At 68.5% G+C, this 19,416-nt stretch carries 18 protein-coding genes and 1 tRNA gene; 11 read left to right on the top strand and 8 right to left on the bottom strand.

Annotated elements, in window-relative coordinates; translation table 11 throughout:
- Positions 1-164: 164 nt before the first annotated feature.
- Positions 165-2,390: a CDC48 family AAA ATPase gene (locus NO345_RS04965; protein ID WP_256297035.1), complete on the bottom strand. Its 2,226-nt coding sequence runs from the start codon at positions 2,388-2,390 to the stop codon at positions 165-167.
- A 309-nt stretch (positions 2,391-2,699) separates the two neighbouring features.
- Between NO345_RS04965 and NO345_RS04960 the strand changes: the two genes are divergently transcribed.
- The gene (locus NO345_RS04960; protein WP_256297034.1) at positions 2,700-2,942 is read left to right on the top strand and encodes a hypothetical protein; all 243 of its coding nucleotides are present in this window, start codon (positions 2,700-2,702) and stop codon (positions 2,940-2,942) included.
- A gap of 95 nt (positions 2,943-3,037) precedes the next feature.
- Here the strand turns inward: NO345_RS04960 and NO345_RS04955 are convergent, their stop codons facing one another.
- Entirely contained in the window at positions 3,038-3,802 is a 765-nt protein-coding gene (locus tag NO345_RS04955; RefSeq protein ID WP_256297032.1) for a coiled-coil domain-containing protein, read from the bottom strand.
- Positions 3,803-3,874: 72 nt separating this feature from the next.
- Between NO345_RS04955 and radB the strand changes: the two genes are divergently transcribed.
- Positions 3,875-4,573, top strand: a complete 699-nt coding sequence (radB, locus tag NO345_RS04950; protein ID WP_256297031.1) for a DNA repair and recombination protein RadB — start codon at positions 3,875-3,877, stop codon at positions 4,571-4,573.
- Positions 4,574-4,610: 37 nt separating this feature from the next.
- On the opposite strand, the gene NO345_RS04945 is transcribed toward radB, so the two are convergent.
- The gene (locus tag NO345_RS04945) at positions 4,611-5,768 is read right to left on the bottom strand and encodes a CBS domain-containing protein (RefSeq protein WP_256297030.1); all 1,158 of its coding nucleotides are present in this window, start codon (positions 5,766-5,768) and stop codon (positions 4,611-4,613) included.
- Positions 5,769-5,903: 135 nt separating this feature from the next.
- On the opposite strand from NO345_RS04945, the gene NO345_RS04940 reads away from it, so the two are divergent.
- The 3 genes from NO345_RS04940 (at position 5,904) to NO345_RS04930 (ending at position 7,441) form a co-directional block, all read left to right on the top strand.
- Entirely contained in the window at positions 5,904-6,218 is a 315-nt protein-coding gene (locus tag NO345_RS04940) for a lycopene cyclase domain-containing protein (protein WP_256297028.1), read from the top strand.
- A gap of 94 nt (positions 6,219-6,312) precedes the next feature.
- Positions 6,313-6,849 carry an adenine phosphoribosyltransferase gene (locus NO345_RS04935; RefSeq protein WP_256297027.1) on the top strand — a complete coding sequence of 179 codons (537 nt, stop codon included), beginning with the start codon at positions 6,313-6,315 and terminating at the stop codon, positions 6,847-6,849.
- A gap of 64 nt (positions 6,850-6,913) precedes the next feature.
- Positions 6,914-7,441, top strand: coding sequence for a CNNM domain-containing protein (locus NO345_RS04930; protein WP_256297025.1), 528 nt, complete (start codon positions 6,914-6,916; stop codon positions 7,439-7,441).
- A 12-nt stretch (positions 7,442-7,453) separates the two neighbouring features.
- Here NO345_RS04930 and NO345_RS04925 read toward each other — a convergent pair whose 3' ends face one another.
- Together NO345_RS04925 and NO345_RS04920 are read right to left on the bottom strand one after the other, a co-directional pair.
- Entirely contained in the window at positions 7,454-8,854 is a 1,401-nt protein-coding gene (locus NO345_RS04925) for a PAS domain S-box protein (RefSeq protein ID WP_256297024.1), read from the bottom strand.
- A gap of 276 nt (positions 8,855-9,130) precedes the next feature.
- Positions 9,131-9,205 (bottom strand) — tRNA-Val (locus tag NO345_RS04920).
- Positions 9,206-9,688: 483 nt separating this feature from the next.
- Here NO345_RS04920 and trpD point away from each other — a divergent pair.
- The 4 genes from trpD to trpG are packed head-to-tail and all read left to right on the top strand — an operon-like array spanning position 9,689 to position 13,615.
- Positions 9,689-10,693, top strand: a complete 1,005-nt coding sequence (gene trpD, locus NO345_RS04915; RefSeq protein WP_256297023.1) for an anthranilate phosphoribosyltransferase — start codon at positions 9,689-9,691, stop codon at positions 10,691-10,693.
- The gene (locus tag NO345_RS04910; RefSeq protein WP_256297022.1) at positions 10,690-11,367 is read left to right on the top strand and encodes a phosphoribosylanthranilate isomerase; all 678 of its coding nucleotides are present in this window, start codon (positions 10,690-10,692) and stop codon (positions 11,365-11,367) included. Before trpD ends, NO345_RS04910 begins: the two co-directional genes overlap by 4 nt.
- Positions 11,364-12,989 (top strand): anthranilate synthase component I, encoded by a 1,626-nt coding sequence (gene trpE, locus NO345_RS04905; RefSeq protein ID WP_256297021.1) that lies wholly within the window; start codon positions 11,364-11,366, stop codon positions 12,987-12,989. Before NO345_RS04910 ends, trpE begins: the two co-directional genes overlap by 4 nt.
- Positions 12,986-13,615 (top strand): anthranilate synthase component II, encoded by a 630-nt coding sequence (trpG, locus tag NO345_RS04900; protein ID WP_256297020.1) that lies wholly within the window; start codon positions 12,986-12,988, stop codon positions 13,613-13,615. The genes trpE and trpG overlap by 4 nt, the downstream gene beginning before the upstream one ends.
- A 22-nt stretch (positions 13,616-13,637) precedes the next feature.
- On the opposite strand, the gene NO345_RS04895 is transcribed toward trpG, so the two are convergent.
- On the bottom strand, positions 13,638-13,877 hold the full coding sequence (locus NO345_RS04895; protein WP_256297018.1) for a hypothetical protein: 240 nt from the start codon (positions 13,875-13,877) through the stop codon (positions 13,638-13,640).
- Positions 13,878-14,238: 361 nt separating this feature from the next.
- Here NO345_RS04895 and NO345_RS04890 point away from each other — a divergent pair, with 361 nt between their 5' ends.
- Together NO345_RS04890 and NO345_RS04885 are read left to right on the top strand one after the other, a co-directional pair.
- Positions 14,239-17,364, top strand: coding sequence for an adenosylcobalamin-dependent ribonucleoside-diphosphate reductase (locus tag NO345_RS04890; protein ID WP_256297016.1), 3,126 nt, complete (start codon positions 14,239-14,241; stop codon positions 17,362-17,364).
- 39 nt (positions 17,365-17,403) lie between these two features.
- Positions 17,404-17,541, top strand: a complete 138-nt coding sequence (locus NO345_RS04885) for an HVO_2523 family zinc finger protein (RefSeq protein WP_368407846.1) — start codon at positions 17,404-17,406, stop codon at positions 17,539-17,541.
- 4 nt (positions 17,542-17,545) lie between these two features.
- Here the strand turns inward: NO345_RS04885 and NO345_RS04880 are convergent, their stop codons facing one another.
- A complete protein-coding gene (locus NO345_RS04880; RefSeq protein WP_256297014.1) occupies positions 17,546-18,220 on the bottom strand; it encodes a TVP38/TMEM64 family protein in 675 nt (224 codons plus the stop codon).
- Between the two features lie 82 nt (positions 18,221-18,302).
- On the bottom strand, positions 18,303-19,298 hold the full coding sequence (locus NO345_RS04875) for a phosphate signaling complex PhoU family protein (RefSeq protein WP_256297012.1): 996 nt from the start codon (positions 19,296-19,298) through the stop codon (positions 18,303-18,305).
- Between the last annotated feature and the right edge of the window lie 118 nt (positions 19,299-19,416).

Below are 19,416 nucleotides of genomic sequence, written 5' to 3'. Positions count from 1 at the left end.
GAGTGAGAGCCGCGATGCGAACGGGAACGCGGGACGACCGCGGTTGGGAGCCAGGGACCGCAGGAACGAGGACCGGGAACCGAGAGATCCAGGGCTTCCGAGTGTCGACACCCGTGTCACTGACGGGGACACACCAAAGGACGAGATGGAAACCCGGACCGGGACTACTGGAAGCCGATGCGGCCGCCGCGGCGGTCCTGGCCGACGTCGGCGGTGCCGCCCTTGAACTCGTCCTCCATCTGCTCGTAGTAGTCGAGGATGTCCTCGGTGATGGTCGGGCGGACGTTCTCCATGGCCGAGCGGAAGTGGCGCATGTCGACGGCCTCGGCGTCCTCGTCCTCGCGCAGCGCCTCGATGGCGGCCTCGCGGGCGATGGACTCCAGGTCGGAGCCGACGTAGCCGTCGGTGAGCTCGGCGAGCTCGCGCAGGCTCACGTCGGTCGCGAGCGGCGTGTCCTCCGTGTGGATCTTGAGGATCTGCTCGCGACCCTCCACGTCGGGCTGGCCCACCATCACGAGGCGGTCGAACCGGCCCGAGCGGATGAGCGCCGGGTCGATCATGTCCGGGCGGTTGGTCGCGCCGATGACCATCACGTCACCCATCTCCTCCAGCCCGTCGAGCTCGGTCAGGAGCTGGTTGACGACGCGCTCGGAGACGTTCGACCCCATCTCGCCGCCCCGGCCGGGCGCGAGCGAGTCGAGCTCGTCGAAGAAGATGACCGTCGGGGCGACCTGCCGGGCCTTCCGGAACGTCTGCCGGATGGCCTTCTCGGACTCGCCGACCCACTTCGAGAGCAGCTGCGGGCCACGGACGCTGATGAAGTTCGCGTTCGTCTCGTTGGCGACCGCCTTCGCCATCAGCGTCTTCCCGGTGCCGGGCGGGCCGTACAGCAGGACGCCCTTCGGCGGGTCGATGCCCATCCGCTGGAACTTCTCGGCCTGGTTCAGCGGCCACTCGATGGACTCCTCGATGTTGTCCTTGGCGTCCTGCAGGCCGCCGACGTCGTCCCAGGTGATCTTCGGGAGCTCGACGAGCACCTCGCGCATCGCGCTCGGCTCGACCTCGTTGAGCGCGCCGCGGAAGTCCTGGCGCTTGACTATCATCCGGTCGATGAGGCTCGGCGGGATGTCCTCCTCGTCGAGGTCGATCTCGGGGAGGTACCGGCGCAGGGCCTTCATCGCGGCCTCCTTCGTCAGGCTCTCGATGTCCGCACCGACGAAGCCGTGGGTCTCGTCGGCGAGGTGGGAGAGGTTCACGTCGTCCGACAGCGGCATGCCGCGCGTGTGGATCTGGAGGATCTCCTCGCGGCCCACCTCGTCGGGGACGCCGATCTCTATCTCGCGGTCGAACCGGCCGGGGCGACGGAGGGCGGGGTCGACGGAGTCGACGCGGTTCGTCGCCGCGATGACGATGACCTGTCCGCGGGCCTCGAGGCCGTCCATCATCGTCAGCAGCTGGGCGACGACGCGGCGCTCGACCTCGCCGGTCACGTCCTCGCGCTTGGGCGCGATGGAGTCGAGCTCGTCGATGAAGATGATGGAGGGCGACTCCTCGCTCGCGTCCTCGAATATCTCGCGGAGCTGTTGCTCGGACTCGCCGTAGTACTTCGAGATGATCTCCGGGCCGGCGATGGAGAAGAAGCTGGCGGAGGTCTCGTTGGCGACCGCCTTCGCGAGCAGCGTCTTGCCCGTGCCGGGCGGCCCGTGGAGCAGCACCCCCTGGGGCGGCTCGATGCCGAGCTTCTTGAAGATCTGGGGGTGCTTCATCGGCAGCTCGACCATCTCGCGGACCCGCTGTATCTCGCCCTGGAGTCCGCCGATGTCCTCGTACGTGATGCCGCCGCCGGTCTTCTCGAAGCCCGAGATGGGCTCCTCGCGCAGCTCGACCTCGGTGTCCTCGGTGATGAGGACGACGCCCTCGGGCTCCGTCTCGACGGCGATGAGCGGGATGGCCTGTCCGGGCGAGCGCATGAAGGGGTGGTTCGTGCTCGACATCACCGGGACGATGTCGCGCTCGACGACCGGCCGCTTCAGTATCTGCCGCTTGACCATGCCGGCCGCGTCGGAGCCGAACTGCACCGACGCCTCCTCGGGCGGGGCGAGCACGAGCGTCTCCGCCTTCGTCGCCTCCGCCTTCCGGATCGTCACCCGTTCGCCGATTCCAACGTCAGCGTTCTGACGGGTGAACCCGTCGATGCGCACCGTGTCGGTGTTCCAGTCCTGCCGGTCCGCACGCCACACCTTGGCCGCGGTGGTGTCTGCACCCTCGATCTCGATGATGTCGCCGGGGCTCAACTTCAGATGTAACAGCGTATCCGGGTCGAGCCTGGCGATACCGCGCCCCGAGTCGTTCGGGTACGCCTTGGCAACCTCCAGTTGAACTTCGTTCATGATTCAGGCTACGGGGATGGTGACCACTCCGGTTCGTGGCCCGATATGTCTTTTGCTACCGGGGGCTGTGCGCCCGTCGGCGACACGACATGTTCCATGCTAGCACGTCTGGATTCGTGCCACTTGCCCCTAAACCCTCCCGACCTCCCGGGGCTCCGCGCCGTCGACCTCCCTCCCGTGAAAATATGTGGCACACATAGGCATATCGTCTCGAGCCTTATCCTGTATTAATACTCTTTAGCCGTATATACATTGAGTCAGCTAACCTTATATGGGATGCGCGCACGTTTTCCTGATAGGCACGAGACCATGCCCACCGAGAACGACACCACCGGGGAGAGGGAGACAATCTACGACCACCACCCGTTCAACTTCGGCATGTGGCGGGACGCAGAGCCCGTCGAGGACACGCCCGAGACGACCGACGGGACGCCGACCGCCGTCGCCGACGGCGGCGTCGCCGTGACCACCGACTGCCCGTCCTGCACCGGCGACCTCGTCAACGTCCAGGGCGTGCCGGCCTGCTCGGACTGCGACTGGACCGCCCGGTAACGAGTTCCACCACGCCGCGAAACGACCGCCGGCACCGTGGAGCTGGGGGGCTCCACGAGGACCGGCCCTCCTGCTACCTGCTCCGACGACCGCTCTCACTCCTCGTCCGACTCGCCGTGCCGTTCCAGCGCCTCCGCGATGCTCAACTCGCCAGCGGCGACCCGGCGCGCGAGCACCTCGTCGATGGCCCGGTTCTCCGCGGACTGCTCGCGCGAGCGGTCCTTGATGACCTGCAGCTCGCCGGCCGTCGGCTCGACCGCCCGTTCCTCGACGACCTCCCCCTCCATCCGGGCGATGTTCACCGCCGCGAGCACGTCACCCATCCCGCGCGCACCGGTCCCGAGGTACGGCGTCGTTCCCGTCTCGTCGACGAGTTCGACGCGCACGTCCTCCAGCTCGTTCACGATGGCCGCGCCGTCGAGCCGCGCGCCGTCGCCGACCCGGACGACGGGGTCCGCCGCGTCGGCCACCTCGGCCTCGACGACCGCCACCGCGTCGTCGCGTGGCACCTGGAACGCCGCGACGACCGTGTCGCCGGCCAGCACCGCGATACCTGGCTTGCGTCCGGGGTCGACGCCGACGACGGTCCGTCCCTCGCCGCCCCGCAGGTACGCGAGTGCTGCGTCGACCGCGCGTCGCGGCTCGTCGGGCGAGGCGTGGACGACGTGCACGCTCGGGACGGGCTCGTCGGCCGCTGTGGCAGCCACCTCGAACTCCTCGTCGTCGCCGACGAGGACCACGTCGGTCCCCTCGGGGAGCGGGTCGCCCGGCTCGACGGTCGTGAACGTCACCCCGCGGTCCCGCAGTTCCGTGACGACCTCGTGGTACAGCTCGAAGTCCGCCGTCGCGACCACTATCACTGTCCGAACTTCCGTGCGGGCGGGCTTAATCCCTTCCGTGGACTTTTATCCGGAGCCGACCCAGGGGGAGACGTGACCGAGAGCATCACCACCGGGTACGAGCCGCTCGACGAACTCCTCGGGGGCGGCTTCGAGCGCGGCACCGTCTCGCAGGTGTACGGCCCGCCCGCGGCCGGCAAGACCAACGTCGCGCTGGTGACCGCCGTCGAGACGGCCGCACGGGGCGGCACCGTCGTCTACGTCGACACCGAGGGGCTGTCGCTCGACCGGTTCGAGCAGGTCGCGAGCGCCCGCGCCGAGCGCTCCGACGAGGAACTCGGAGACATCACGGACCGCATCGTCGTCGAGGAGGCGCTCGACTTCGAGGAGCAGGAGGAGGCCGTCCGCGACGTGGATGGGTTCGCCGAACGCGCCGACCTCGTGGTGGTGGACTCCGCGACCGGCTTCTACCGACTCAAGCGCGGCGAGGACGGCGAGGCCGGCGACGCGCTCCGGAAGGTCGGCCGGCAGGTGACCCACCTGCTGTCGCTCGCGCGCCGGCACGAGTTCGCCGTGCTCCTGACGAACCAGGTGTTCAGCGACCCCGACAGCGACCGAACGCGCGCGCTGGGCGGCAACACGCTCGAGCACTGGATGGGGACCGTCGTCCGCATCGACCGGTTCCGCGGCGGGAACCGACGTGCGACGCTCGAGAAACATCGAGCCAAACCCGCCGGTGAGTCGATACAGTTCGAGATAACGGATTCCGGGATCGCGGCGACCGAGCTGTAACTGTCGAAGTGGGGCGGTCAGCCCCGCACGGGCCGCCCTACAGCTCGTTGAGCTTCCGGGCGAGCTGGCCGCGGTACTCCTCGTCGGACCGGTAGTTCTTCATCTCCAGTACGTTACGCTCGAGCTTGTCGAGTGCGACGCGGAACGCGCTCTCGGCACCGTAGCCCTCGCCGGAGCCGGCGACCTGACCGTTGCTCGTGCGCACCCGGATCTGGGAGTAGATCAGCGGCGTGCCACGGAGCTTCTCCTTGTGCTGCTGGAAGCGGACGTGGACGTGCATCACCTGCATCTTCTGGTACTTGTCGAGCACGTCCGTCAGCGAGTCGCGGATCTCCTCGCGGGAGAGCGTGTCCAGCAGCGAGATGTTGGTGATCTGGACGTCCATGTGCTCCTCCTCGGTGAACGTCAGCGCGCGCAGCACGTCGGTCTTGGTGACGACGCCGACGACCCGGTCGTCGGACTCGGCGTCGACGACGACCAGCCCACCGAGGTCGTCCTCGAGCATCCGCGAGACGGCATCCTCGACGGACTCGCCGAGCGTCGTCGTCTGGACCGGACTGGTCATGATGTCGTAGACCGGGATGTCGAGCATCCGGTCGGTGTCGCCGGCGCGCTCGCCCCGGGTCGACTTGGTCATTCCGCGGATGACGACATCGGCGACGTCGTGGGTCGTGACGACGCCGGCCAGACCGCCAGTGTCGTCGAGCACCGGCAGTCGCGAGATGCCGTGCTCGCGCAGGAGGTTGACGACCTTCCCGAGCCCGTCGTCCTCCCGAATGGTGACGGGGTCGTCCGAGTAGATCTGCTCGACGTCCAGCGCGTCGAGGTTGTCGAGCACCGCCTCGAGGATCGCGTCCGCGGTGACGATACCCCAGAGGTTGTCGCCCTCGAACACGGGCGCGACCTTCACACCACCCTCGACGAGGACACGTGCCGTCTCCCGAATGTCCTCGTAGCGGTCGACCTTCGGTGCCGGTGCGTTCCGGCTCGGCTTGACCAGCGCCGCGACCTTGGCGTCGTCCTCGACGTGGGACTGGATTATCTCTCGCTCGGTGAGAACCGCGTCGTACTCGCCATCCCGGGTGACGATGATGCCCTTCGGGTTCTCCCGCTCGAACAGGGAGCGGACCTTCCCCAGCCGGGTCTTCACGTCGACTTCGATGTACTCCTCGGTCGCAATATCAGAAATATCCATAGTACATCTGTAATTTCCGCCCGACCGGTCTTGAAGATACCGCCAATTCTCACCGGTTCGTGCGCAGCCCCCCGGTCCCGAACACCCGCTACGACCGCCATGGGAACCATGTCGTTCCGGCCCCAAGCCCCTGTCATGCTCCCGGATATCACCGTCCTCGGCCCGTGGACCTACCTCGCGACCGAGGTCGTCTTCGGCACCGCCGCGTTCCTCCTCCTGTTCCGTGCGGACGCCCTCGCCCGTGCCGGCCGGACCATCGCGGTGCTCTACCCGGTCGCGTACGTCTGGGACTGGTACACCCTCGAGGTCGGCGTCTTCTCCATCCCCATGCGCACCGGCGTCGAACTGCTCTGGATTCCCCTCGAAGAGCACATCTTCATCGTCGTCGTCCCCGCCTTCGTCCTCGGCATCCACGAGAACCTGCGGCTGCGGGACGAACGACGGGCGTGACGGTGTGCGACGTGTTCCATTCAGCTACCAACGAGCACAGCCACGAACGGAAATCCACGCAGTTTTACCCGCTACCGACAGACAACCCACCAACATGGACGCCCTCGAACGCTCGGTCCACGAGGCCCCGGTCATCGAACAGGACGGACGCCCGTACCTGGTCCACCCCATCAGCAACGGCATCCCGACGCTCGACCCGCAGCTCGTCCGCGAGGTCGTCAACGGCATCTGCCAGGTGGCGGACCTCGCCGACGCTGACGTTATCGCGACGCCGGTGACGATGGGCGTGCACGTCTCGACGGCGGTGTCGCTCGTCTCGGACATCCCGCTGGTGGTCATCCGCGACCGGCAGTACGGCTTCGACGGCGAGTACGGCTTCGACGCGGGCGACGACCGGCTCTACCTGAACGACGTGGAGGCGGGCGACGACGTGCTGGTGCTCGACGACCTGACGAACACGGGGGCGTTCGTCGCGGCCATCACGGAGGCACTTTCGGAGGTCGGCGCGAACGTCGTCGACGTGGTGACTGTCATCCGGCGGGTGGAGTCCGAGCCGGTGCCGATGGCCCACGAGGTCAAGAGCCTGCTCGACGTGCGCGTGAGCGACGACGGCGTCGACATCGTGGACTGAACACGGGCGAGTCGACGACCCCAGGCGACCGGGGTTTCTTCCCGGTGTGGCGGGACAGGGTGGTATGGTCGCGCTTCCCCTCGTCCCGCTCGGTGTCGCCGCGGTGCTCGTACTGGTCTGTCTGAGTGCGTTCTTCTCCTCCAGCGAGACCGCCATCTTCTCGCTCCCGGTCGAACAGCTGACCGAGCACGCCGCGTCGGGCGACGGCCGGGCCGCCCAGCTCGCCGAGCTCCGGGAGGACCCGCACCGGCTGCTCGTCACGCTGCTCGTCGGCAACAACGTGGTGAACGTCGCGATATCGAGCATCACGACCGCGCTACTCGTGGAGTCGTTCTCGACGGGGGTCGCGGTGGTCCTGGCGACCGTCGTCGCGAGCGCCACCGTGCTCGTGTTCGGCGAGATCGTCCCGAAATCCTACGGGCTGGGGAACGCGCTTGCGTGGGCGCTCCGGGTGGCGCGGCCGCTCCGTGCGGTCGAGCTGCTGTTGCTGCCGCTCGTCGTCGTCTTCGACCTGGCGACGCGTCGTCTCAGCGCCGCCATCGGGGGCGAGGGCGCGATCGAGGAGCCGTACATCGACGAGGACGGGCTGTAGCGGTCGTCGGCGTCAGGCTTCGTGAAGGACGGTCCCGTCGTCCGTGGTGTCGACACGCGGGAACGAGAGGCATACGCCGTCCTCGTCCGTATCGAGGTCGACACGGCCACCCATCAGCACGGTCGCCCAGCGGACGAACCAGAGGCCGATCCCCTCGCCGTGGTACAGCGGCGTCTCCTCCCCACGGTCGACGACGGCGAACTCGTACGACGGGAGCGACGCGTCGTCGGCGACCACCCAGATATCGACGCTCGCGTCGTCGGCCGCGACGGTCACCGTGACCGTCGTTTCGGCGTCGGCCGCCTCGACGAGCACCTCGACGACCTCGGCGAGGACGCTGTCGAGCAGCGCCGGGTCAGCCTCGACCGCGACGGCGTCGGGACCCTCCTGGAACTCGGTGGGGACGCCGCTCGCCGCTATCGACGCGACGGCGTCCGCCATGAACTGGTTCAGGTCGACCGGCGCGGGGTCGAGCGCCGCGCGGTCGAGCAGCCGGTGGAACGTCCGTGCCTTCCGGGCGAGCCCCAGCAGCTCGGCACCCTCCAGCCGTGCGGTCTCGAGCGGTTCGCGCACCGCCGGGTCCGTCGTCTCTTCCAGCGCGTCGCCGACGTAGCCCTGGATGATGGACATCTTGTTGCGGAGGTTGTGCCGGAGGACCCGGTCGAGCACCTGCAGTCGCTCCTCGCGCTGCTGTCGGTCCGTGATATCCCGGAGCACGCAGACGTGCCCCCCGTCGTCGAGCATCGCGAGCGAGAGCTCCTCGGGGAACTCCTCGCCGTCGACCCGGCGACCGATGGCCGTCCCCGTCCACGTGCCCTCGCGTTCCAGCGTCGGCAGAATCTCCTCCTCGAACCGGCTCACCTCCTCGCTCGGGTAGAGTCCCCGCCAGTGTTCGCCGAGGAGGTCCGCCGTCTCGTAGCCGTACTTCGCCGCGTAGGCCCGGTTCGCGTACACGTACTCCCCGTTCGCGTCGAGGATACCGATACCTTCCCGGGCGGACTCCAGCGCGGCGAGCCGCCGTCGGCTGTCGGTCACCGCCCACCAGTCGGCGACCAGCTCGCGAGTCACTGCCTCCAGGTCGTAGTCGGTGTCGTCGAGCCGCTCGGTCGGCACGTACAGCGTGTGCCTGTGCTCGGAGACGCGACTCGCACGCGTGACGTCACCCGCCCCGTCGACCACCACAACCGGTGTCCGATGCTCGGCGCGGACGCCGTCGAGCACGGCAGTCGCGTCCGAACCGGTGCAGAGCACGCAGTCGAGACCCTCGTCAACGCGGTCGAGCAGCGCCGCCACCGTGGCCACCTCCACGACCGTCGCGTCGGTGAATCCGGCCAGTCGCCCGTCGAACACGCCGTCGTCGTCACCGTAGACCGCCAGCGTGGTCGGTTGTTCTGGGCCGGTGGCCGGGCACATTCGTTCACTCGATGGTGGACACCAGCCGGCAAAAGGGTTCTTGTCGAGATACGTAGGGATGATGGCACAGTCGTGGTGGGCGTCAGAGCGGTGAGGCAGGTTCGAGCGATACCCGGCGGTGCTCGCTTCGCTCGTCGCGTGAGTCGCAGAAAAGTGGGTTGGGGCAGATGTTGAACCACGGTCGCTCCACTCCGTTCCGCTCCCTGGTTCAAATCTGCCGTCCACTTGGACGACGCAGACTCGTCGCTACACTCCTCGTCGTGGCGTCGTCAAAAGTGGGTTGGGGCAGATTTGAACTGCCGGCCTCCTCCATGTCAAGGAGGTGTCATAACCAGACTAGACCACCAACCCGGTGGCGCACTGGTTCTCCGCTGTGTGCACTCAATCGTTCACCGCTGGTATAAAAAAGGGTTTCGATTGGGGCGGCGTGTGGTGGTCCGAGACAGGGCGACGGCGGCGGGTCAGCGGTCGGGGCGCTCGGCGTAGACGAACAGCCCCGTCTACGCCGTCGCGCCGTCGGCGGTCCAGGTGCACTCGCTGACGCGCGGGCCGCCCGGCCGGACGACCATCGTCGTCACCCCGGCGAGTGCGAACCGGACCTCGCACCCGACGGTGGTACGGTAGCGGTCGCCGCGGCGAGGACGGCACTGGCGAGACCACCCGTGGCGAGGGCACTGGTGGCCGTCTGCAGCACGTGTCGTCGGCTGTGGTCTGGCGACATCGTACCCCGGAGTGCCCCCGTTCCCGTACTCGAACCCTCGCCCGTGACGACACGTTTAAGAGGATGTACGATTTTGTACATCGTAAGACGAAACCATACATTGGTGACTTTCAATGCAGGACTACATCGAACGTGTGGCCGAGGGGGAGGACCTGACACAGACCGAGGCCCGCGAGGTCGCGGGCCACGTCTTCGAGGACGCGACCGACGCCCAGATCGGGGCGATGCTGTCGGCACTCCGTGCGAAGGGCGAGACGGAGGCCGAGATCGCCGGCTTCGCCGAGGGGATGCGCGCGGCGGCGCGGACCATCTCGCCGAACCGGACGCCGATGGTCGACACCTGCGGCACCGGCGGTGACGACTACGACACCATCAACGTCTCCACGACGAGCGCGCTCGTCGCCAGCGGCGCGGGCGTTCCCGTCGCCAAGCACGGCAACTACTCCGTCTCCTCGTCGTCGGGGAGCGCGGACGTGCTCGAGGTCGCGGGCGTCGACGTGGCCGCAGAGCCCGCCGCCGTCGAGGCCCAGATCGAGGACGACGGTATCGGCTTCATGCTCGCGACGGTGTTCCACCCCGCGATGAAGGCCGTCATCGGCCCGCGTCAGGAGCTCGGGATGCGGACGGTGTTCAACGTGCTCGGCCCGCTGACGAACCCCGCCGGCGCGGAGGCGCAGGTCGTCGGCGTCTACGACCCCGACCTCGTCCCCGTGCTCGGCCGCGCGCTCGCCCGGATGGACGTCGAGCGCGCGCTGGTCGTCCACGGCTCCGGCATGGACGAGATCGCCATCCACGACGAGACGGTCGTCGCCGAGGTCACCGGCAGCGAGGTCGCGGAGTACACGGTCGCTCCCGAATACCTCGGGATCGACCGTGCACCCGTCGCCGCGGTCGCCGGCGGCTCGCCCGAGGAGAACGCCGCCGACCTCAAGGGAATCCTCCGGGGCGACGTGACCGGTCCGAAGCGCGACATCATCCTCGCCAACGCGGGCGCGGCGATCTACGTCGCGGGCGAGGTCGACACCATCGAGGCGGGCATCGACCGGGCACGCGAGGCCATCGAGTCGGGCGACGCCGCCGACCGACTGGCGGACCTCCAGTCGGCCGTGGCGCGATGACCCGCGTGAAGGTCTGCGGGCTCACCCGCGAGGAAGACGTGGACGCCGCGGTCGACGCCGGCGCGGACGCTCTCGGCTTCGTCGTCGACATCCCGGTGGACTCCCCCCGCGAGATCCCGGCCGAGCGCGCCGCCGAGCTCGTCGCCCACGCCCCGCCGTTCGTGACGACCGTGCTCGTGACGATGCCCGACGCCCCGGAGCGCACTGTCGCCCTCACCGAACAGGTCGAACCCGACGCGGTCCAGATACACAGCGACCTCCCGCCGGGCGACGTGGCGTACCTCCGGTCCAGAGTCGATGCACAGGTCGTCAAGCACGTCGACGCGGCCGCGCCCGAGACCGCGACGCGCTACGTGGACGTGGTCGACGCGCTCCTCGTGGACTCCATCGGCGAGGACGGTGGCGGCGGCACCGGCGAGACGCACGACTGGACGCGCACCCGTGCGGCGACCGCCGACCTCGACGTGCCGGTCATCCTGGCGGGTGGGCTCACGCCGGAGAACGTCGGGGAGGCCGTCGCGACGGTCGATCCGTTCGCGGTCGACGTGGCAAGCGGTGTCGAGGCGCGCGGCGGCGTGAAGGACCACGACGCACTCGCCGCGTTCGTCGCCGCCGCACGGGAGGCGACGACCGACCGCGGAGCGGCCGCGGAGCGGCCGACGGTGGAGCCATGAACGACGCCGGTTTTAGCCTGGTACCGGACCGCGACACCTTCTGCGACCTCGTCGACGCGACCGCCACCGCCGACCGGCCGGCGGTCGTACGCGCGGAGACGACGCTCGACGTGGACAGCTCGCCGCTCGGGGCGTACGCCGCCCTGTCCGGCGAGGCCGAGCACTCGTTCCTGCTGGAGAGCGCGGAGAAGACCGCCTCCAGCGACCCGGACGGCGCGTTCCGACCCGACGACGGCGACCGACACGCGCGCTACTCGTTCGTCGGCTACGACCCCGCTGCGGTCGTCACCGTCACGGACAACGAGGCGACTGTCGACATCTGTGACGAGCGCTACGACGGGCTCGTCGCGCCCGACGGCGACGACACGCTCGACACCCTCCGGTCGGCGATGCCCGACGCCGAACCCGTCGGCTTCCCCGACACGGCACGCCAGCAGCTCGGTGGGGGTCTCGTCGGGTTTCTGGGGTACGAATCGGTCTACGACCTGTTCCTGGACGAGGTGGGCCTCGACAGACCGGCGTCGGACGTGCCCGACGCCGAGTTCGTGCTGACGACGAAGACGCTCGTCTTCGACCACCACGCCGACGAGGTGTCGCTGGTCGTCACGCCGGTCGTCCGCGACGACGAGGATACCGGTTCGGTCTACGACTCGCTCGTCTCGGAAGCGGAGTACGTCGCGGGCGTGCTCGCGGCCGCTGCCGACCCGGACCCCGGTGGCTTCGTCCGGACCGGCGAGACGGCCGGGTCGCGCGAGGCGTACGAGCGCGCGGTCGGGCACGCGAAGGAGCACGTCCTCGACGGCGACATCTACCAGGGCGTGGTCTCGCGGACCCGGGAACTCGTCGGCGACTGCGACCCGCTCGGGCTGTACGCCGCGCTCCGGGACGTGAACCCGTCGCCGTACATGTACCTGCTCGCCCACGGCGACCGCCACGTCGTCGGCGCGAGCCCCGAGACGCTCGTCTCCGTCGGTGGGGGACGGGTCACCTCGAACCCCATCGCTGGCACCTGCCGGCGCGGGGACAGCCCCGTCGAGGACCGCCGGCTGGCGGGCGAGATGCTCGCCGACGACAAGGAGCGCGCCGAGCACACGATGCTGGTCGACCTGGCGCGCAACGACGTCCGCCGGGTCTCCGAGCCAGGGACGGTCCGCGTCGAGGAGTTCATGAACGTCCTGAAGTACAGCCACGTCCAGCACATCGAGTCCACCGTGACGGGCGCGCTGTCCGGGAACAGTGATGCCTTCGACGCGACGCGCGCCGCCTTCCCCGCCGGGACGCTCACCGGCGCACCGAAGGTCCGCGCGATGGAGATCCTCGACGAACTGGAGGACGAGCCGCGCGGCCTCTACGGCGGCGGCGTCGGCTACTACTCGTGGACCGGCGACGCCGACGTGGCCATCGTCATCCGCACGGCGACGGTCGAGCGCGGCGCGGCAGCCGACGGGCAGGACGGCGAGGCGCGGGACCGCGTTCGCGTCCGTGCGGGCGCTGGCATCGTCGCCGACAGCGACCCCACGGCGGAGTTCGAGGAGACCGAGTCGAAGATGGACGGCGTGCTGACGGCGCTCCGGCGCATCGAGCGCGAACCCGAGGAACCCGTCCCGGAGGTGCCGCGATGACCCGTGTGCTGTTCGTCGACAACTTCGACTCGTTCACCTACAACCTCGTGGAGTACGTCGAGTCGTCGCTGCTCGACTCGGGCGTGGCACCGGAGACGCTCGTCCTGCGGAACACGGCGACGCTCGACGAGGTCCGCGAGTTCGACCCCGACGCCATCGTCGTCTCGCCCGGCCCCGGCCACCCGGAGAACGAGCGCGACGTGGGCGTCACCCCCGAGGTGTTCCGCGAGGTGAGTCCCGACGTGCCGACCTTCGGCGTCTGCCTCGGCCTCGAGGCCGCCGTCTACGCCTACGGCGGGACCGTCGGGCGCGCACCCGAGCCGGTCCACGGGAAGGCCTGGCCCATCGACCACGACGGGTCGGGCGTGTTCGCCGGCATCGAGCAGGGCTTCTCGGCGGGCCGCTACCACTCGCTGGTCGCCGAGTCCGTGCCGGACTGCTTTGCGGTGACCGCGACGGCCGACCACGCCGGCGCGGACGGCACCGAACAGCTCGTCATGGGCGTGCGCCACCGCGAGCACCCCATCGAGTGCGTGCAGTTCCACCCGGAGTCGGTGCTCACGGGGCGAGGGCACGACGTGGTCGACAACTTCCTCGGCTCGCTCCCCCGCGCCCGGACCGCGTGAGGTCGTCGGTCCACACTCCGCGTCAGAACCCGACGAGCGCGGGTGCGACCGACGCCGGCAGCCCGAGCGGATTGACGCCGACCACCGCGAGCGCGTAGAGCACGATGAGCGCCGCGATGGCGATGACGATTATCTTCACCGCGATGCTGTAGGCCACGCGGATGACCTTGAGGATGATCGCGAGCGCGGCGACTAGCAACACGGCCGCACCGACGAGTTCCACCGTCGTCTGCAACGGAAGGAGGACGGGTAGGTCTACCATACACCGACCGACACCACGAGGGGGCATAAGGATGCGGGCGAAACTAATTGGTCTGCAACCAACACCCCTCGTCGTTCCGTCGCGTTTTCACTTTCACTCCGGTTTCCGTGAGGTTATTGATGGGCCCCTACATAACTCTCGGTAGCCACAGACAGCCGTGGCTCGGGCCATCGGAGCATCCTGGCACAGTGGCGACGCTCCGAACACAACCGAGCTTGCAATAGGACAAACGAACCGTAACCTGTCCATTTATGATGGGTCGAACGGTAACGAAACTTCGTCTACGAACGATGCAAACGATATCAAACGCGACACACGGAAACGGTCGGCAGCGGACTGCTGCCGGTGGGGAGGGACACGAATGAGTCGGTCGGAGCTGTCCGCCGACGAACTCGAGCTGCCGGTCAAGCGCACCGCGGGCGACACCCTCGCGGAGCGCCTGACCGACAACGCGTACCAGAACATCCTGCCGGCACGCTACCTCCGGAAGGACGCCGACGGCGAGCTCATCGAGCAGCAGGAGGACCTCTTCGAGCGTGTCGGGAAGAACATCGCGCTCGCGGAGGCCGTCTACGAGGCCGAGAAGCAGGACGAGACCATCACGGTGACGCCGGACCAGCTCAAGCCGGACCACCCGCGACGGGACGAGCTGGCCGCCGAGGTCTTCGGCACGGGAGTCACTGCCGAGGACGAGGCGGAGACCGAGCTCAGCGTCTACAACGTCAACAAGTTCGCCTACGACACCGTCGTCCCGGAGCTGCCCGCGGACGTCCGCACGCACGTCGAGGACGTCTCCGAGGAGTTCCAGGAGATGATGTCGAAGCTCGACTTCATGCCGAACTCGCCGACGCTCATGAACGCGGGCGACGAGCTCCAGCAGCTCTCGGCCTGCTTCGTCGACTCGCCCGACGACGACATCGACGACATCCACCAGACCGCCAAGGAGGCGGCCCAGGTGTTCCAGTCCGGCGGTGGCATGGGCTATGCCTTCTGGCGGCTCCGCCCCTACGGTGACGCGGTCGGTTCGACCGGCGGTATCGCCTCCGGCCCGATCACCTTCATGCGGACGTTCGACCAGATGTGCGAGACCATCGCGCAGGGCGGCGCACGACGCGGCGCACAGATGGGCGTGATGCGCATCTCGCACCCCGACGTCATCCAGTTCATCCACTCGAAGAACAAGGACGTCTCGCTCGCCCAGACCCTCCGTCTGAACGACCCCGACGACTACACGCACACCTCCTTCGCGGACGCACTGGAGGAGGCCCGCGAGCTCATCGACGACGAGGGCCGCGTCCCGAAGCACCTCCGCAACGCCGTCGAGGGCCACCTCTCGAACTTCAACATCTCCGTCGGCGTCACCGACGACTTCATGGAGGCCCTCGAAGCGGGCGAGGAGTTCACGTTCACCAACCCGCGCACCGAGGAACCCCACGTCGCGACGCCCGAGACCAAGGAGCTCTACGAGATGTTCGGCCTCGGCGAGTACGTCGAGGTCGGCGAGGTCCTCTCGATGCCCGCCGAGGTCATCTGGGAGGACATCGTCGAGGGCGCACACGAGAACGGCGAGCCCGGCGTCATCTACTTAGAGCGCGTCAACAAGATGCACAGCTTCGACGTCGAGGAGCACCCGGACCACCGCATCCTCGCGACGAACCCCTGCGGCGAGCAGCCCCTCGAGGAGTACGAGGCCTGCAACCTCGGGCACATCAACCTCTCGACGCTGGCGGACCTCGACGCACCCGACTGGCGCGTCTGGTCCGAACAGCACGCCGACGAGTACGACGACATGGCGGCGGCCATCGACGCCTTCCTCGAGGAGGCCATCGACGTCGAGGAGTTCGACCGCCGCATCGAGATGGGGACGCGCTTTTTGGAGAACGTCGTCACGATGTCGGACTTCCCCGTAAAGAAGATCGAGGAGAAGGTCCGCGCGATGCGCAAGATCGGCCTCGGCGTGATGGGGCTGGCACAGCTCTACGTCCAGCTCGGCATCGAGTACGGCTCCGAGCCCGGCAACGAGGTCGCCCGCCAGCTCATGCGCCACATCAACCACGGCTCGAAGTGGGCCTCGCACGAACTCGCCGAGGAGCGCGGTTCCTTCGACGACTGGGGCGACTCGAAGTACGCGAACCCCACGGAGTACGCCGACTGGTTCGAGCACCACACCGGCCTCGACGCCGAGGAGTGGGCCGACGGCTTCCCCATCCGGAACCACAACACGACGACCATCGCACCGACCGGGACGACCTCGATGGTCGGCAACACGACCGGTGGCTGTGAGCCCATCTACAACGTCGCCTACTACAAGAACGTCTCCGACGACGTGCAGGGCGACGAGATGCTCGTCGAGTTCGACGACTACTTCCTCCGCGTGCTGGAGGCCAACGACATCGACGTCGACGCCGTCAAGGCAGAGGCCGAGGAGCAGATGGCCGAGAACGAGTTCGACGGCGTCGAGGGCCTCGAAGCCGTGCCGAACGCCATCACGGAGCTGTTCGTCACCACGCAGGACCTCGCCGGCAAGGAGCACGCCGCCGTGCAGTGTGCCTGCCAGGAGGGCGTCGACTCCGCCATCTCGAAGACCTGCAACTTCCCGAACGACGCCTCCGTCGAGGACATGGACGAGGTGTACCGCTACATCTACCGCAACGGCGGCAAGGGCGTCACCGTCTACCGCGACGGCACCCGCTCGAAGCAGGTCCTCACCACGCGTGCGGACAACGCCGACTTCGCCGACGAGGACGAGGCCGCGGAGCAGCTCGTCGCCCAGATCGAGGAGATCTTCGGCGGCATCGAGGGCTTCCTCGACAACGACGACGTGCAGGCCGCACTCGACCGCGAGGTCGCAGGACTGCTCGAAGCCGCCGACGAGGGCGTCGCCTACGCCGACAAGCGCCCACGCCCGGACGTACTCCACGGCGTGACCCAGCGCATCGACACCGGCTACGGCAAGCTCTACGTCAACATCAACGAGGACGAGCAGGGCCGGCCGTTCGAGCTGTTCGCCAACATCGGCAACTCCGGTGGCTTCACCGCCTCCTTCACCGAGGCGCTGGCGAAGACCATCTCGACGGCGCTCCGCTCGGGCGTCGACCCCGAGGAGATCGCCAACGAGCTGGAGGGCATCCGCAGCCCGAAGGTCGCCTGGGACAAGGGCGAGCAGATCCAGTCCATCCCGGACGCCATCGGCACCGCGATGCGGCGCTACCTCGACGGCGACATCGAGAAGGCCCACTACCCGCAGCAGGCCACGCTCGACGAGACCGCCGCCGAGGAGGCCGAGCGCGAGGCAGCGGCCGCGGAGTCCCGCGAGACCGACGGCGGCGCGGCCGTCGCCGACGCCGGCACGGACGACACCAGCGACGACACGCAGTCGCTCATCGACGCCGGGGAGAGCCCCGAGTGCCCCGACTGCGGGTCGATGACGCTGTACTACTCCGAGGGCTGCAAGACCTGCGAGTCCTGCGGCTGGTCGGAGTGCTGAGGGTCGGACGACAGTTTTAGCATCCGGTCACACCAACCTGTGGACGTGACGGCCGACGACGCCCGCGCCGACCGGACCTGTCCGATGTGCGACGAGCGGCTGTTCAAGCGTCACTGCAAGTACGTCTGTCCGCAACACGGCGTCGTCGTCGACTGCTCGGACCCCTTCACCTTCTGACGCACTACTCCGAGGACTGGGCGTAGCTCCGATACGCCGGGCCCGCGAGCAACGCGAGCGCGGCAGCGACTGTCACCGTGCCGAGCGGCAGCCCCACCGAGCCCAGGCCCCCGGTCGAGAGCTCCTTCGCCGAACTGCCGACGACGACCGCCGCGACGGTCCACGGCAGCTCGCCGAGCAGCGTCCCCGCGACGAACGCCGACGTCGAGACGCCGCTGACCGCCGCCGTACAGGAGACGATGTCGGCCGGGATGGGCACGAGTCTCGCCGCCATCACCCCGCGCACGTCGCCCGTCGCGCCGAAGTAGCTCTCGACGTGACCCCGGAGACGGCCGTCCGGCTCGTCAGGCGTATCGGTCGGCTCCAGCGTCCCCCCGTCGAACCACCGCGTCGCGTAGAACGGGATCAGGGAGGTGCCGACCACGAACGCCAGCGCGACCGGCACCCCGATGACCACGCCGTAGCCGTAGCCCACCACGACCGCGAGCAACGTCGCCGGCCACGCGAGGAACGGCCGCACGGCGTAGAGGCCAACGAGGACGGCCGCGAAGGCGACCGGGTCGTTCGCTATCGTGGCGACGTAGCCCATCGCCGCATCCGGCGAGGTGAGGAGGCTCGCAGCGACGACACAGGCGACGACCGCGCCCGCCAGCGCTCGCCGGCCGAACTCCACTCGCATCGTGTCCCCGTCGGCTTTCCACGGCCTACCCTGTTTCGGTCCTATCAGTCGATGCGTTCGGTGGAACGGATACGTCGGCTTCTCAGGGACGCGGCGCGGCCTTCTGGAGTGCGGTCTCGGCGATGTTGCCGGCGTAGTCCGCGGAGCGCGACAGCGAGTCGACGACGAGCCCGATGGACTGGGCGGTGTGGGGGTCGCGCTCGCGGAGGAGTTCGTCGATACCCCGGGTGTGCTCGTCGATGTCGAGGATGCTCTCGCGAGCGGTGTTGGCGAGCCGGGTCGCCTCGTCGCTCTCGTCGGCGAACAGGGCGTCCATCGCGTGTTCGAGCACCTCCGCGGAGTCGTCGTGGAGTGCGAGGAGGGCCTCGCCGAGTTCGCCGTCGATCTCGTCCATGTTGAGCGCGTGGGAGGCGATCTTGGCGGCGTGGTCGCCGATGCGTTCGAGCTGGCGGGCGCTGGAGTGGTAGTCGAAGCAGGTCTCGCGGGGCAGGCCCAGTTCCTCGGCGGCACGCGGCGAGCGCAGGGTGGCCCGGAAGATGCGGGAGACGACGAACCAGAGGCGGTCCACGTCGTCGTCGCGTTCGCGCACGTCGCGGGCCATGTCGTCGTCGTCCTCGACGAGGGCGACGACGGCGTCGTGGAGCATCGACTCGGCGATGAGGCGCATCCGGGTGACCGCGTTGTGGATGCTCAGCTCGGAGGAGTCGAGCAGGTCCTGGATGACGACCTTGTCGCCGGTCTCCTCCAGCACCTCGACGCCGACGAGGCTCTGCGTGGCCTCGCGGATGGCGCGCCGTTGGTCGGTGGTGATGCGGCTGGCCTCCAGCGAGATGATGTCGAAGCCGGAGACGTACATCGTCATCACCGCGCGCGTGAGTCGGTCGCCGTCGAGGTCGGACACGTCGAGGTGGCCCTTCGTCCGCTGGACCTCGCTCTGGGGCGTCAGCAGCAGCGAGTCGTCCTCGGGGTAGAACTCGACCGTCGTCCCGGCCGAGACCCCGTTGTCCGTCGCCCACGACTTCGGTAGCGAGACGGTGAACGTCGAACCCCCCGTCACCTGGACCTTGCGGGTCTCCATGTGGAGTCGTCGGTGGGGGTGCAAAATAAAACTGCCTGTTCCTATATATCCGGCCTCGGTAGGCGGTGCTAGACCCGAGTGCTATGGGGCACCTATACGCTGGTACCGTGACACTACA

The organism is Haloarchaeobius salinus, from assembly GCF_024464185.1.
GTDB classification, from domain to species: Archaea; Halobacteriota; Halobacteria; order Halobacteriales; family Natrialbaceae; genus Haloarchaeobius; species Haloarchaeobius salinus.
Note: the sequence above shows the minus strand (reverse complement) of the source record. Positions and strands in the feature narration are given on the sequence as shown.